The organism is Streptomyces antarcticus, from assembly GCF_026627255.1.
Taxonomy (GTDB): domain Bacteria; phylum Actinomycetota; class Actinomycetes; order Streptomycetales; family Streptomycetaceae; genus Streptomyces; species Streptomyces antarcticus.
Window position 1 is genome coordinate 26,483 of record NZ_JAPNLM010000046.1, and the last position, 14,045, is coordinate 40,527.

13 protein-coding genes, 2 tRNA genes and 2 pseudogenes are annotated in these 14,045 nt (G+C 70.4%); 8 read left to right on the forward strand and 9 right to left on the reverse strand.

Annotation, left to right across the window (positions count from 1 at the left end):
* Positions 1-171: 171 nt before the first annotated feature.
* Both OTB16_RS36920 and OTB16_RS36925 read right to left on the reverse strand, forming a co-directional pair.
* Positions 172-792: a TIGR04282 family arsenosugar biosynthesis glycosyltransferase gene (locus tag OTB16_RS36920; RefSeq protein WP_267727007.1), complete on the reverse strand. Its 621-nt coding sequence runs from the start codon at positions 790-792 to the stop codon at positions 172-174.
* 5 nt (positions 793-797) lie between these two features.
* A complete protein-coding gene (locus OTB16_RS36925) occupies positions 798-1,532 on the reverse strand; it encodes a glycosyltransferase family 2 protein (RefSeq protein WP_420717877.1) in 735 nt (244 codons plus the stop codon).
* A gap of 343 nt (positions 1,533-1,875) precedes the next feature.
* Here OTB16_RS36925 and OTB16_RS36930 point away from each other — a divergent pair, with 343 nt between their 5' ends.
* The 6 genes and pseudogenes from OTB16_RS36930 to OTB16_RS36955 all read left to right on the forward strand — a co-directional run.
* Positions 1,876-2,361: a DoxX family protein gene (locus OTB16_RS36930; RefSeq protein ID WP_267726987.1), complete on the forward strand. Its 486-nt coding sequence runs from the start codon at positions 1,876-1,878 to the stop codon at positions 2,359-2,361.
* A gap of 18 nt (positions 2,362-2,379) precedes the next feature.
* Positions 2,380-2,781 (forward strand): Rv1678 family membrane protein, encoded by a 402-nt coding sequence (locus tag OTB16_RS36935; protein ID WP_267726988.1) that lies wholly within the window; start codon positions 2,380-2,382, stop codon positions 2,779-2,781.
* Entirely contained in the window at positions 2,778-3,902 is a 1,125-nt protein-coding gene (fadE16, locus tag OTB16_RS36940; RefSeq protein WP_267726989.1) for an Rv1679 family acyl-CoA dehydrogenase, read from the forward strand. Before OTB16_RS36935 ends, fadE16 begins: the two co-directional genes overlap by 4 nt.
* A 40-nt stretch (positions 3,903-3,942) precedes the next feature.
* Positions 3,943-4,755: an Rv1680 family SBP-like protein gene (locus OTB16_RS36945; protein ID WP_267726991.1), complete on the forward strand. Its 813-nt coding sequence runs from the start codon at positions 3,943-3,945 to the stop codon at positions 4,753-4,755.
* On the forward strand, positions 4,746-5,732 hold the full coding sequence (locus tag OTB16_RS36950) for an Rv1681 family radical SAM protein (protein WP_267726992.1): 987 nt from the start codon (positions 4,746-4,748) through the stop codon (positions 5,730-5,732). Before OTB16_RS36945 ends, OTB16_RS36950 begins: the two co-directional genes overlap by 10 nt.
* Positions 5,710-6,061, forward strand: a pseudogene (locus OTB16_RS36955) (ISKra4 family transposase); the annotation flags it as partial. The gene OTB16_RS36950 and the pseudogene OTB16_RS36955, both read left to right, overlap by 23 nt.
* Before the next feature lie 318 nt (positions 6,062-6,379).
* Here OTB16_RS36955 and OTB16_RS36960 read toward each other — a convergent pair.
* Positions 6,380-6,452: transfer RNA gene (locus OTB16_RS36960), tRNA-Ala, on the reverse strand.
* 162 nt (positions 6,453-6,614) lie between these two features.
* Here OTB16_RS36960 and OTB16_RS36965 point away from each other — a divergent pair.
* Complete coding sequence (locus OTB16_RS36965; RefSeq protein WP_267726993.1) at positions 6,615-7,163, forward strand: helix-turn-helix domain-containing protein; 549 nt, start codon at positions 6,615-6,617, stop codon at positions 7,161-7,163.
* 42 nt (positions 7,164-7,205) lie between these two features.
* On the forward strand, positions 7,206-8,543 hold the full coding sequence (locus OTB16_RS36970) for a protein kinase domain-containing protein (RefSeq protein WP_267726995.1): 1,338 nt from the start codon (positions 7,206-7,208) through the stop codon (positions 8,541-8,543).
* Here OTB16_RS36970 and OTB16_RS36975 read toward each other — a convergent pair.
* The 6 genes and pseudogenes from OTB16_RS36975 to OTB16_RS37000 form a co-directional block, all read right to left on the reverse strand.
* Entirely contained in the window at positions 8,530-9,831 is a 1,302-nt protein-coding gene (locus OTB16_RS36975; RefSeq protein WP_267726996.1) for a hypothetical protein, read from the reverse strand. The two genes, OTB16_RS36970 and OTB16_RS36975, sit on opposite strands and share 14 nt — an antisense overlap.
* A gap of 188 nt (positions 9,832-10,019) precedes the next feature.
* A complete protein-coding gene (locus tag OTB16_RS36980; RefSeq protein WP_208809277.1) occupies positions 10,020-10,154 on the reverse strand; it encodes a DLW-39 family protein in 135 nt (44 codons plus the stop codon).
* A gap of 145 nt (positions 10,155-10,299) precedes the next feature.
* Positions 10,300-10,373 (reverse strand) — tRNA-Ile (locus tag OTB16_RS36985).
* Positions 10,374-10,456: 83 nt separating this feature from the next.
* A complete protein-coding gene (locus OTB16_RS36990) occupies positions 10,457-11,119 on the reverse strand; it encodes a DUF3566 domain-containing protein (RefSeq protein WP_267726999.1) in 663 nt (220 codons plus the stop codon).
* A 3-nt stretch (positions 11,120-11,122) separates the two neighbouring features.
* Positions 11,123-13,732: a DNA gyrase subunit A gene (gene gyrA, locus OTB16_RS36995; RefSeq protein WP_267727001.1), complete on the reverse strand. Its 2,610-nt coding sequence runs from the start codon at positions 13,730-13,732 to the stop codon at positions 11,123-11,125.
* A 40-nt stretch (positions 13,733-13,772) separates the two neighbouring features.
* A pseudogene (locus tag OTB16_RS37000) lies at positions 13,773-14,045 on the reverse strand (DNA topoisomerase IV subunit B); the annotation flags it as partial.

Below are 14,045 nucleotides of genomic sequence, written 5' to 3' on the forward strand. Positions count from 1 at the left end.
CGGCAGACCGCCGCCGACCTGGCCTTCCTCGCCCGCGCCATGAAGGCCCCGGCCCTGCTGGACGCCGCCGAACGCCTGGCCGAACGCGCCCAGGCCGGACCCACACCGAGTACCTCGTCGCCTGCCTGCAAGCGGCGGGAGGCTTCCAGCAGGCCGGGACGGCGGTGGCCATCACGGCCCGGCCTGCGTCAGCAGGGCCAGGGCGGTGGCGAAGCGTGTGTGCGGGGCGTGGGCCGCCACCGCCCGTGCGTCGGCGGCGGTGTCGATGTCACGCAGCACCGGCAGGTCCCGCACCTTCAGCCCGGCCTCGGTCAGCCGCTGGCGTTGTCGGGCGCCGGTGTCAGGGACGTCCATCGGTACCCCGCGCAGCAGTGCGGGATCGGGTTCGGCGAGGCCCAGGGCCCAGAAGCCGCCGTCCAGTGCCGGGCCGAACCATGCGTCGCAGCCCTGCCAGGCGTCCTCGGCCAGCGCGGGCGCGAGGACGGCGGGGGTGACCTGCGGGGTGTCCATGCCGATAAGCACGGCCGGACCGGTACAGAGTCCGAAGGCCGCGGCCAGCCGTTCGTCCAGGCTTCCATGCCCTTGTGGCAGGACCTCGATGCCGGGCGGCAGCCAGGTACCCGGCGAACCGTCGAGGACCAGCACACGCCGCTCGGCGGGGGCCGCGAGCATGGCTTCCAGGGAGTCGGTGAGCATCGCCTGGGCCAGGAGCGCCGCCTCCTGGGGCGTGTACGGAGGAGTGAGCCGGGTCTTCACCCGCCCGGGCACCGGTTCCTTGGCAAGGATGAGCATTGTGGTCACCGCGCACCCGCTCCACCCGGTGCCGGGACCGGCAGCTCCGAGAGCACTGAACGCATGTCGTGCACCGCCTGCCAGGTGCCCCGCCAGGTCCCGGTCACTTTCGACTTCCCGGCCCGCGGACGATGGGGGACATCGACTTCGCTGACACGCCAACCCGCGTCGGCCGCGCGCACGACCATCTGGAGCGGGTAGCCGCTGCGCCGGTCGGTGAGGCCAAGGCCCAGCAGCGGCTCACGCCAGCAGGCGCGCATGGGCCCCAGATCGTGCAGCCGTAGTCCGGTGCGCCGACGCACCATCCGGGACAGGGCCAGATTCCCGGCCCGCGCATGAACGGGCCAGGCCCCGCGTCCCTGCGGGCGACGCCGCCCCAGCACCAGGTCTGTCCTTCCGTCCGCCACTTCCTGCACGAACGAGGGAAGCAGCCCGGGATCCAGAGAGGCGTCACAGTCGCAGAAGCAGACGAACTCAGCCTCCGCCGCCAGCAGCCCCGCATGGCACGCGGCGCCGAACCCACGCTCCGGCTGGTACACGACCGTCGCGCCGAGCGCAGAGGCGACGGCGCCAGAGCCGTCTCTGGAGCCGTTGTCGACGACGATCGCCCGCCAGGTCGGAGGGATACGTTCCAGTACCCAGGGCAGGGCGCGGGCCTCGTCCAAACAGGGGAGGACGACGTCCACCGCCGTCGTAGTCGGGTCGGTCACGCCCTCACCGTATCCACCAGAACCAGACATTCGAGACGTAGTGCGAGAGGGGACGTCCAAGGAGAGCCGTCTGGCCGCCAGCGAGCCGGCGAGGCGCGGTCTGCGACGTCGATTGATACTGAGCCCATCCCCTCTCCGGAACACCGCGCGCCGGTACCGGGCGGTCTGCCGGGTTGCGCGTGCACAGTCCTGTGCCGTTCATGGTGTGTAAGGCTCCTGCGGCTTGCCGTGCCCGTCCTGGCGTGAGTGGATGGACGTACGGCAGATGATTCCTCAAATTCGTGAGCATGATCAGAGGTCGTTCCGCATGGCCGTCACCAACCGGTCCTCGCCCCCCGGCCCGGAGCCACTGGGCTCGTCTCGTCTCTCCCGTGTGCTCCTTGCCGTGTGCCGGGTCACGGTCGGTCTGCTGTGGATCCAGAACCTTTCCTGGAAGCACCCGCCGGGCTTCGGGAACAAGTCCGACCCTCCTCAGGACCTGTACGCCTGGACCCTCAAAGGGGTCGACAACGAGGTTTTCGCCCCGTGGGCGTGGCTGGTCGAGCATGTGATCATTCCGAATTTCGCGGTGTTCGCCTGGGGCGCCTTCGCGATCGAGGCATGCCTGGGCGCGTTCTTGCTGGTGGGCCTGGCCACCCGCCTCTGGGCGCTGGTCGGGCTGGTCCAGACGACCGCCATCACGTTCTCCGTGCTGAACACCCCGAACGAGTGGTTCTGGTCGTACTTCCTCATGTACGCCGTGCACCTGGCGCTGCTGGCCACCGCGGCGGGACGCGCCTACGGCGTGGACGGCGCCCTGCGCCCTCTGTGGCGGCAGCGGGGCGGCCGGCTGTCGCGGATCCTGCTCGCAGCGTCGTGAACCAAGGAAGGGATTCCCATGCAGACTCCGCGATCCGCCATCGGCCGGACGGCCGCCGGCCTGGGCGTGGGGGCGGCGGCGAGCAGCGTCCTGGCCTTCGCCGACGGCCCGCCGTGGGGGATCGTAAAGCTGGGAGGGACAGGGACGCTGGTGCTGCTGCTCCTGGCCGCCGCCGCCGTGACGGCGGGGCTTATGGGGGCGCGTCCGCTGATCGTCCTGGCCGGGGCGGGTTTCCTGGCGGCCGCCGTCCTGCAGCTGGTGCAGATCGGCTGGACCGGTGCGAACCTGCTCGGGGGCGACGGTTCCACCGTCGCCCTGCTGCTCGGTTTCGCCGTGGGCCTGCTCGCCCTCGGCCTCACCACAGCACCCGACGACCGTGATGCCCCCACTTCCTCCACGGGAAGGCACGATCCCGCATGAACGTCGACAGTCTGTTGCAGCCCGTCCTGGCCACCGCCACGGAACACGCGCCGGCCGTTGACACGGACGGCCGGTTCCCCGAAGAAGCGGTCGCAGCTCTGGGCGCGTCCGGCCTGCTGGGTCTGACGCTGCCGGAGGGGGAGGGCGGGCTGGGAGCCGGCCCGGAAGAGTTCGCCCACGTCACGGCCGAGCTGGCGGGCGCATGCGGATCGACGGCCATGGTCTACCTGATGCACATCAGTGGTGCCATGACGGTACTGGCCGCGGCACCGCCGGGGATGCCGGACCTGACGGGCGACCTGGCCACGGGCAGGGCACTGGCCACGCTGGCGTTCAGCGAACCCGGCTCCCGCTCGTACTTCTGGGCGCCGATCTCCCAGGCGAAACGCAATGGCGGCCAGGATGCGCGTTTCTCCGCCGACAAGAGCTGGGTGACCTCCGCCGGACACGCGCAGATGTACATCACATCCGTGCTCTCCGCCGACGAGCCCGGCACCGTCGACCTATACGCCATCGAAGCAGACGCCCCGGGCGTGTCCGTCACCGGTTCGTTCCACGGCCTGGGCCTGCGCGGCAACAGCTCCGCGCCGATGCGATTCAACATGACAGTCCCCGACACCCTGCGCCTCGGAGCTTCCGGCAGCGGGCTCACCCTGATGACCGAGACCGTCATGCCCTGGTTCAACCTCGGCAACGCCGCCGTCTCCCTCGGCCTGGCACGCGCCGCCCTGAACGCCGCCGTGCGGCACACCAGCGGCGCAACCCTCCAGCACACCGGCCAGAGGCTCGCCGAGCTGCCCACCATCCGCGCCCGCCTGGCCCGCATGTCGCTCCAGCTGGAAGCCGCACACGCCTACCTGCGTGCCGCGGCGGCCAGCATCGCCGCACCCGAAGAGCAGACCCCGCTGTACGTCCTCGGGGTCAAGGCACTGGCCAACGACACCGCCCTGACCGTCACCGACGACGCCATGCGGGTGTGCGGCGGCGCCGCGTTCTCCCAGCACCTGGCAATCGAACGCTTCTTCCGCGACGCCCGCGCCGGCCACGTCATGGCCCCCACCGCCGACGTCTTGTACGACTTCTACGGCAAGGCCATCACCGGCCAGCCGGTATTCGGCTGAACCGGACGCCCACCCGGCGCACCCGGCAAGGAGGCACCTAATGGAACCGCTGGTCGTCGGCGCGGTGGCCTACACCCCCAACGTGGTGCCCATCTGGGAAGGCATCCGCGACTACTACCGCACCGCCCCCGTCGAGATGGACTTCGTCCTCTTCTCCAACTACGGCCGTCAGGTCGACGCGCTCCTCTCCGGAACCATCGACATCGCCTGGAACACCAACCTGGCCTGGGTCCGCACCGTCCTCCAGTCCGGCGGCCGGGCCCGGGCGCTGGCCATGCGCGACACCGACCTCACCTTCCGCAGCCACCTCGTCTGCCGGGCCGGGGCCGGCCTGCACGGCCCCGGCGACCTCAAGGGCCGACGCCTCGCCCTGGGCAGCCGCGACTCCGCACAGGCCGCGATCCTGCCCCTGCACTACCTGCGTCGCGAAGGCATCACCGACGGGGACGTCCAACTCCTGCGCATCGATACCGACCTCGGGAAACACGGCGACACCGGAGGCAGCGAACTGGACGCTATCCGGGCCGTCCTCGACGGCGACGCCGACGCCGCCGCGATCGGCATCACCACCTGGGAATCCATCGGACGGAACGAACTGATGCCCGACGCCCTGGAAATGTTCTGGACCAGCCCCGCCTACTGCCACTGCAACTTCACCGCACTCGACACCCTCGACACGGCCCGCGCCGACGCTTGGACCACCCACCTCCTCGCCATGGACTGGAACAACCCCGAACACCGCAGAATTCTGGAACTGGAAGGCCTCACACGCTGGGTACGCCCCCAGCTCGACGGCTACACCGACCTCTTCCAAGCGGTCAAGGAACAGGAGATCGCACCCCGATGGCTGTGATCCTCGACCTCGTCGAGAAGCTCTCCGTCACGGCGGAAGGCGACACCATCACGCTCCCCATCACCACACCAGGCCAAGCCGCACTCGCCGCCTCCTGGTGCCAACGCACCGGCAACACCCTCATCACCGCCGACGCAACCAGCATCACCGTCCGCCGAGGCCGCCCACCGGACCCGATCACCGACCTGCCCCCGGCCCGCCGCCCCGGAGCACGTCTGTGGCTCTACACCAACTTCGACTGCAACCTCGCCTGCGACTACTGCTGCGCCCGATCCTCACCACAAACAGCCAGGCGGGCCCTGGGCGTGGACAGGGTGAAAGAGATCGCGAAAGCAGCCCCAGCAGCCGGAGTCCTGGAGATCCTGCTGACCGGCGGTGAACCGTTCATACTGCCCGACCTCGACCAGATCGTCACCGCATGCACCGCCGCGCTGCCCACCACCCTCCTCACCAACGGCATGCTCTTCCGCGGACACCGGCTTCAGATACTCCAGGCCATGCCCCGCGACCGACTCACCCTGCAGATCAGCCTCGACTCCGCCACCCCCGACCTGCACGACTCCCACCGCGGCAAAGGCACCTGGACGAAAGCAGTCGCCGGCATCCGCATCGCCCTCGGGGAGGGCTTCACCGTGCGGGTGGCCGCCACCCTCACCACCGACGGCCAGCACGAGGAGAGGGAACTGCGGTCCTTCCTCGATTCGCTCGGCATCACCCGCGAGAACCAGGTGGTCCGCCCCCTCGCCCACCAGGGCGTCGCCGACGAAGGTGTGGAACTCACGGTCCAAACCCTGATCCCGGAAGTAACCATCACCGCCGACGGCGTCTACTGGCACCCCGTCGGAGCCGACAACGCCGAACAGCTCGTCACCCGCGACATCTTCCCCCTCGACGCCGCCATCGAGCTCGTACGCGAGCAGTACCGCTCCCACCGGAACACGGCGGACTCCGCCGCCCGCGCCTTCCCCTGCGCATGAGCCAACAAGTCCACCCGATGGACGCGGCACCACCCGGCCGCCCCGTCCCGGGCCGAGCGCACGCCGCAAGTGGCTCACCGCTTCCCTGGCCCACCCGCCCGAGCGCGTGATCGCCGCCGCGTTCGACCGGGCCGCCGCCCGCGACCGGGAGCACCTACGCGACTGGGTGGTCCTGGTCGACGGCGCCCGCCACCAGCTCGGCCTGATCCAGGCCGAAGCCGACCGGCGCGAGATCGAGGTACACGTCCTGCTCGACTTCGTGCACGTGGCACGAGTACGTGTGCGGCGCGGCCCACTGCTTCCACAAGCCCGTCGACCGGGCGGCCGAAGCTTGTCCCCACTGATCCGGAGCCAAGAGCGGTCCGGCGGGGCGAGATCCTGCCAGGGCTGCAGCAGACACCCCACAGATCCTGCCGACAGAACGGCCTCCCCGCCCACGGCGATCATGTGCGCGACCAAGGCAAGGTCCTGCCCCGCAGGGCCCCGGGCTCTCCGAACCTAGGAGATCTGGGAGAGAGACCAAGTCGAGCAAACCCGTTGGGGGCCAAGGGCTGTACCACGATCAGCATGCACGGATGTGCCCACCGATGGGCACAAAAAATGCCCCCTGAAACTGCGTTTCCGCAGTTCAGAGGGCATTTCGGGGGTGGAGCCTAGGAGATTCGAACTCCTGACATCTGCCTTGCAAAGGCAGCGCTCTACCAACTGAGCTAAGGCCCCGCGCATGTGGACGCACCCGTCCCCCGTACGAGGAAGGGTTGTTCCGCAGAACAGAGTACCGGGTGTACCCCCTCATCTCGCAAAATGATAGGGACTCCCGCCCCGCGACCACTCTCCGTAAGATGCTCGCGAGGTTCGCACCAGCGAAGGGGAGTAGTAAGAGTGGACGCAGTACAACAAGAGGCCACGGCCAGAGCCAGAGAGCTTCAGCGCAGTTGGTACGGGGAGCCGCTCGGCGCGCTTTTCCGACGACTCATAGATGACCTCGGCTTGAACCAGGCCCGCCTCGCTGCCGTCCTCGGACTGTCGGCGCCCATGCTGTCCCAGCTGATGAGCGGCCAGCGCGCCAAGATCGGCAACCCTGCCGTGGTGCAGCGGGTCCAGGCTCTCCAGGACCTCGCCGGCCAGGTGTCCGACGGGAGCGTCAGCGCCGGGGAGGCCGCCGACCGGATGGACGAGATCAAGAAGACCCAGGGAGGCTCGGTCCTCAGCACCAGCGGCCAGACCGCGACCAACTCCGGCGCCCCCACCGTCAAACGGGTCGTCCGGGAGATCCAGTCACTGCTGCGCTCGGTCTCCGCGGCCGGCGACGTCATCGACGCCGCCGACACCCTCGCCCCCAGCCACCCGGAACTGGCAGAGTTCCTCCGGGTGTACGGCGCGGGCCGTACCGCGGACGCGGTGGCCCACTACGAGGCCCATCAGAACTGACGCGCACGGCAGCGGACGAGGGTGACGGGGGACGGGCACAGCGTGGGTGAGATCTTCGCCGGTCGGTACGAGCTGATCGATCCGATCGGGCGCGGTGGCGCGGGCGCCGTATGGCGGGCCTGGGACCACAGGCGTCGACGGTACGTCGCCGCGAAGGTCCTCCTGCAGAGCGACGCCCACACCCTCCTGCGCTTCGTGCGGGAACAGGCCCTGCGGATCGACCACCCCCACGTACTGGCGCCGGCCAGCTGGGCGGCCGACGACGACAAGGTCCTCTTCACGATGGACCTGGTCGGCGGCGGCTCCCTCGCCCACGTGATCGGCGACTACGGACCGCTCCCGCCCCGCTTCGTGTGCACGCTGCTCGACCAGCTCCTGTCCGGGCTGGCGGCCGTGCACGCGGAGGGTGTCGTGCACCGCGACATCAAACCGGCCAACATCCTGATGGAGGCCACCGGAACCGGGCGGCCGCACCTGCGGCTGTCCGACTTCGGCATCTCCATGCGCAAGGGCGAGCCCCGGCTGACCGAGACCAACTACGTCGTCGGCACGCCCGGCTACTTCGCACCCGAGCAACTGATGGCCGCCGAGCCCGACTTCCCGGCCGACCTCTTCGCCGTCGGACTGGTGGCCCTGTACCTGCTTCAGGGGCGCAAGCCCGACTCCCAGGGCCTGGTGGAGCACTTCCTCGCCCACGGCACCCCCGGCGCCCCCGAAGGCGTTCCCGCACCGCTCTGGGACGTCCTCTCCTCCCTCCTCCAGCCGGACCCCCACAGCCGGTTCCGGACGGCCACGGGGGCACGCAAGGCCCTCGCCGAGGCCGTCGAGCTCCTCCCGCCGCCGGGCCCCGACGAGGAACCGGTGGAGGTGTTCGACCAACTCGGCCCGATCCCCGCCGGTTTCGGCCCCCAGGGGCCCCTGAGCACCCCCGCCGCGCCCCCCGGGGGACCCGCGGTCACCGCCGCCCCGCCGGACGGTCACACGGCCGTTCCCGGGGCAACTCCCGGCGCCTTCTCCCCCTCGTCCCGCACCGCGCCGCAGGCCGCCCCCGCCGATCCGCGCGGCACCGCCCGGACGGTGGCCGCAGCCACGGCCGCCGCCGTACCGCCCGCGGTGGGGGCCACCGCCGCCCCGTACCCGGCCTTCCCCGCCCGGGCGTCCGACCCCTCGGAAACCGGGAGCTTCCACCTGCCGCCCCCGGCCCCGCACGCGACACCCGCCCCCGCCCCGCACCCGACACCCGCCGTGCCACCGGCACCCGCCGCCCCGGCGATCCGCACCGGCCGCGTCGCCCCGCCCCCGGCCAGGGTGACGGCCGGCATCCTCCTCGCGGCGCTGCTCTGCTTCGCGGTCGGCGTCTGGGCCGTCATCCAGCAGTAGCGCCCCGGCTGCCCCGGCCCCGCCGGGCGAGCAGCACCCAGCCTCCCAGGACGAGCAGCAGCAGCGTCCCGGTGCCGAAGCCCGTCCCGGCCACCAGCCGCATCGCCGAACGGTTCGCGGCGGCCTCGCTCGCCTCGGGCGCGGTCAGCCCGTCCCGGGCCGCCGCCCGGTCCGCGGCCCCGACCCCGAACCCGCCCGCGGCCAGGTCCTCCCGGTAGGCGGGCGCCTTCCCCGGGCTGCCGATGACGTCCGTCCGCAGGGTCAGCGGCACGGACGCGGCGTCCTGCGTGAACTCGGCGACCTTGCCGCCCATGGTGACGCTGACGTAGTACCAGCCGGCGATCCTCACCGCCTGGACGTCCCGGTCGCCGGAGAAGCGGTTCTCGTAGGCGACGGGCGGGGTCTTCTCCAGCGTGACCCCGGCCTGCTTGCCGTCGTACGAGCCGCTCTCGTCCGAGACCAGGGCCCGGTACGGGCTGTACAGCGCGACGGTGAGCCCGTTCGAGGCGGAGCCGTACTCCTTCGTCATCCGTGCCGCGGCCAGCTCGGCGCCGACGCCCAGCTGTTGCCCCCAGTCGAGCGGGACCCGGTAGTACCGGGTCTGCCCGGGCCGCAGCTCGTCGCGCCACACCCCGGCCGTCAGGGCCCGGGCGTCGTTGAAGCCGGTGCCGCCGGTCCGGGGCACCGGCTCGGTGCCGGGCAGCGAAGGCGTCCCGGAGGGCCAGGCGCCGGGCGCCGCGGTGGGACCGCCCGCGCCGGTGCCGGGCTCGCGCTGGACCCGGAGCTCCAGGGGCCAGGGACTCTGGTCGGAGCCCTTCGCGGCGGTCCGGGTGACCTTCGCGTAGTAGACCCCGGCCGGCGCGCAGTCGTCGTCCTCGGCGCCCCGCCGGACGCCCGCGGCGCTGAGCGGCACCGCGTCGTATCCGAAGGCGGCCCGGCCGGTGCCACCGGGGCAGGACCGCCCGGCGGTGGTCATGACCTCCACCTCGATGCCGTCGCTGTAGCCGACCTTGGCGCCGGCCCCGGGCCGGACCACCGCGGAGACGTACACGTCGGACCGGTCCTGCTCCAGGACGAGCCGGTAGACCCGCTCCCCGGGCGCGAGGGTGTCCGCGTACGTGTGACCGGCCTCCAGCAGCGGGGCGTCCGCGGTGGAGGGTTTGCCCTCCACCGCGCTGGCGCCCTCGGCGGCCCGGTACGTCGGCACGGGCTGCGGAGCCGCCTCCTCGGCGTACGCCGCCGCCGGCGCACCGGCCGCGAGGCCCAGGGCCGCCGCTCCCGCGAGCACGGTCCTCCGTACCCGCGGCACCCCGCCCAACCGGCCCGCCCCGACCGCCCGACGTACCCGACCCATCACGCCCACCCCGAGTTTGCTACCGCAAGCCAAATCTTTGCATAACGCAATTTTTCGTCACAGAACAGCACAAAGCCCCGGCTGCAGCGGCGGCCGGGGCTTCATGGGATCAACCTTGGGTCTCACACACCGGAACCAGAGGGCACGGAGTCAGTTGCCTCCGTCCACAGGTCCTGCTCGGCGCGGTCCGCCTGGATCTGGCGGTACACGAGGAGCCCGCCAATGGCGGCCAGTGCGACCAGGAGCAGCTTCTTCACCGCGCGACCTCGTCTTTCGTTGACGTAGGGGACTTCTGGCGCCCAACAATACACACCGACCGATACCGATCGGTGACCTGGCAACCCACCAACTGGCCCAACGACAAAGACCCCCAGGCCTTGGGCCTGGGGGTCTTCGACACTGTGGGGCTAACAGGATTTGAACCTGTGGCCTCATCCTTATCAGGGATGCGCTCTAACCAACTGAGCTATAGCCCCATCCGCGCCGCGCGCTGACTCCTGAAGATTAGCGCACAGACGCGGTAGCTCCAAAATCGGTTCTGACCGCGCGTCTGCGCAGGTCACTCGTCCTCGGCGAGCGTCAGCTCGACACCGCCGACGAAGCCCGCGGACAGGTTGTAGATGAAGGAGCCCAGCGTCGCCAGCGCGGTCGCGAGGACCACGTTGATGACCGCGATCACCGACGTGAAGACCAGCACGCGCGGCAGCGACAGGAACGACTGGAGGTCGAAGCCGTTGCTCTCGTTCGAGCCGGTCGCCTCGCTGATCGTGCCGCCGACGGTCGAGAAGACGCCCATCGCGTCCATGACCATCCACAGCACCACCGCGGCGACGATCGTGCAGATGCCCAGCGCGATCGACAGCAGGAAGCTGACCTTCATCACCGACCACGGGTCGGCCTTGGCCACCCGCAGTCGCGCCTTGCGCGTCCTCGGAGCCGTACGCGACCCCGTACGCGGCGCGCGCTGCGCGGCCGCGCCCCCGCCGCCCCGCGCCGCCCCCTGGCCGGGGGGCGCCGCGTAGGCCTGCGGCGGCTGGTAGGGCTGTGCGGGCCGCTCCTGTCCCGTGCCGGCGCTGGTACCCGTACCGGTACCGGCGCCCGCCCCGGCCTTGGACTGCGGTCCTCGGGTGTCCGTCACGGTTCCCCCCTGGGAGTCCGCGGCGGGGCCACGGGCACCGTTCGCTCCAGTCTTGGCCGGTCCGGCGCCCGTGGCTCCACTCACGACTTACTCCTCGTGCTCCCCGGCCGGAGGCTGCGTGCCCCCGGCGGCCTCGGCGGCCTGTCCGTCGGCTGCCTCGGTCTCGATCTCTGTCTCGATCTCGTCGACCTCGTCAGCTTCCTGACCGGCCTCGGCGTTACGAGCGATGCCCACCACGGCATCGCGCTTCCCCAGGTTGATCAGCTGGACACCCATGGTGTCACGGCCGGTCTCCCTGACTTCGTTGACGCGCGTACGAATCACACCACCGCTGAGCGTGATGGCGAGAATCTCGTCCGTTTCGTCCACAACGAGCGCTCCTACGAGCGACCCGCGGTCCTCCACGATCTTCGCGGCCTTGATGCCCAGACCGCCACGGCCCTGGACGCGATACTCGTCGACCGGCGTGCGCTTGGCGTAGCCCCCGTCGGTCGCTGTGAACACGAACGTACCGGGCCGGACCACGCTCATGGAGAGCAGCTCGTCCCCGCCCCGGAAACTCATGCCCTTCACACCCGAGGTCGCGCGGCCCATCGGGCGCAGCGCGTCGTCGGTCGCCGTGAAGCGGATCGACTGCGCCTTCCTGCTGATGAGCAGCAGGTCGTCGTCGGCGGACACCAGCTCCGCGCCGATCAGCTCGTCGTCGCTGCCGTCCTCCGTCTCGCGGAGGTTGATCGCGATCACGCCACCCGAACGGGGCGAGTCGTAGTCCTTGAGCGCCGTCTTCTTCACGAGGCCGCCCTTGGTGGCCAGGATCAGGTAGGGCGCCGCCTCGTAGTCGCGGATCGCGAGGATCTGGGCGATCTTCTCGTCCGGCTGGAAGGCCAGCAGGTTCGCCACGTGCTGCCCGCGGGCGTCGCGGCCGGCGTCCGGCAGCTCGTACGCCTTGGAGCGGTAGACGCGGCCCTTGTTCGTGAAGAACAGCAGCCAGTGGTGCGTGGTCGAGACGAAGAAGTGGTCGACCAGGTCGTCCTGCTTCAGCTTCGTGCCGCGCACGCCCTTGCCGCCGCGCTTCTGCGAGCGGTAGTCCTCGGTCTTGGTCCGCTTGACGTAACCGCCGTGCGTGATCGTGACGACGATGTCCTCTTCGGCGATCAGGTCCTCCATGGACATGTCGCCGTCGAAGGGAACCAGCTTGGAACGCCGGTCGTCGCCGAACTTCTCGACGATCGCGGCCAGTTCCTCGCTGACGATGGTGCGCTGGCGCGACTCCGAGGCCAGGATCGCGTTGTACTCGTTGATCTTGGCCTGGAGCTCGTCGTGCTCGGCGACGATCTTCTGCCGCTCCAGGGCCGCCAGGCGGCGGAGCTGCATCTCCAGGATCGCGTTCGCCTGGATCTCGTCGATCGACAGCAGGCCCATCAGGCCCTCGCGCGCGATCTCGACGGTGTTGCTGCGCCGGATCAGCGCGATGACCTCGTCGATCGCGTCCAGCGCCTTGAGCAGGCCGCGCAGGATGTGCGCCCGCTCCTCCGCCTTGCGCAGGCGGAACTTCGTGCGCCGGACGATGACCTCGATCTGGTGCGTCACCCAGTGGCGGATGAACGCGTCGATCGACAGCGTGCGCGGCACGCCGTCCACCAGTGCCAGCATGTTGGCGCCGAAGTTCGTCTGCAGGTCGGTGTGCTTGTACAGGTTGTTCAGCACGACCTTGGCGACGGCGTCGCGCTTGAGGACGATCACCAGGCGCTGGCCGGTCCGCGAGGACGTCTCGTCGCGGACGTCGGCGATGCCGCCGACCTTGCCGTCCTTGACGAGGTCCGCGATCTTCTGCGCGAGGTTGTCGGGGTTGGTCTGGTACGGGAGCTCCGTGACCACCAGGCACTGGCGGTTCTGGATCTCCTCGACCTCCACCACCGCGCGCATCGTGATGGAGCCGCGCCCGGTCCGGTACGCCTCCTCGATGCCCTTGCGGCCCACGACCAGGGCGCCCGAGGGGAAGTCCGGGCCCTTGATGCGCTCGATGAGCGCGTCCTGGAGCTCCTCGTGCGAGGCCTCCGGGTGCTCCAGCGCCCACTGGGCACCTGACGCGACCTCGCGGAGGTTGTGCGGCGGGATGTTGGTGGCCATGCCGACCGCGATGCCGGCGCTGCCGTTGACCAGCAGGTTGGGGAACCGCGCCGGCAGGACGGTGGGCTCCTGGTTGCGGCCGTCGTAGTTGTCCGTGAAGTCGACGGTCTCCTCGTCGATGTCCCGGAGCATCTCCATGGCCAGCGGCATCAGCTTGCACTCGGTGTAGCGCATCGCGGCCGCCGGGTCGTTGCCCGGGGAGCCGAAGTTGCCGTTGCTGTCCACCAGCGGCATCCGCAGCGACCACGGCTGGGCCAGGCGGACCAGCGCGTCGTAGATCGAGGAGTCGCCGTGCGGGTGGTAGGTGCCCATCACGTCGCCGACGACGCGGGCGCACTTGTAGAAGCCCTTCTCGGGCCGGTAGCCGCCGTCGTACATCGCGTACAGCACGCGGCGGTGGACCGGCTTGAGGCCGTCCCGCACGTCCGGCAGGGCGCGCGAGACGATGACGGACATGGCGTAGTCGAGGTAGGAGCGCTGCATCTCCGTCTCGAGCCCGACGGGCTCGATACGCATGACGGGCTCCTCCGCGGAGTTCTCCGCGGTGGGGGTGGTTTCGTCGGCCATTGCTGGTCAGAGGTCCTTTCAGGCAGTCAGCTGAGCCGACTCAGATGTCGAGGAAGCGGACGTCCTTGGCGTTGCGCTGGATGAAGGAACGCCGGGCTTCGACGTCCTCACCCATCAGCACCGAGAACAGGTCGTCGGCCTGTGCGGCGTCGTCCAGGGTGACCTGGCCCAGTACGCGGTGGTCGACGTCCATGGTGGTGATGCGCAGTTCCTCGGCGTTCATCTCGCCCAGACCCTTGAAGCGCTGGATGGAGTCTTCCCGGATCCGCTTGCCGTTGTGCTTGCCGAGTTCGACCAGGGCGTCGCGTTCGCG

Bases quoted from the DNA above. Each gene is read 5' to 3' on its own strand.
- OTB16_RS36935 (WP_267726988.1), top strand. From the start codon at position 2,380: ATGCAGACTCCGCGATCCGCCATCGGCCGGACGGCCGCCGGCCTGGGC.
- OTB16_RS36920 (WP_267727007.1), bottom strand. From the start codon at position 792: ATGCTCATCCTTGCCAAGGAACCGGTGCCCGGGCGGGTGAAGACCCGG.
- fadE16 (WP_267726989.1), top strand. From the start codon at position 2,778: ATGAACGTCGACAGTCTGTTGCAGCCCGTCCTGGCCACCGCCACGGAA.
- OTB16_RS36925 (WP_420717877.1), bottom strand. From the start codon at position 1,532: ATGTCTGGTTCTGGTGGATACGGTGAGGGCGTGACCGACCCGACTACG.
- OTB16_RS36950 (WP_267726992.1), top strand. From the start codon at position 4,746: ATGGCTGTGATCCTCGACCTCGTCGAGAAGCTCTCCGTCACGGCGGAA.
- gyrA (WP_267727001.1), bottom strand. From the start codon at position 13,732: ATGGCCGACGAAACCACCCCCACCGCGGAGAACTCCGCGGAGGAGCCC.
- OTB16_RS36945 (WP_267726991.1), top strand. From the start codon at position 3,943: ATGGAACCGCTGGTCGTCGGCGCGGTGGCCTACACCCCCAACGTGGTG.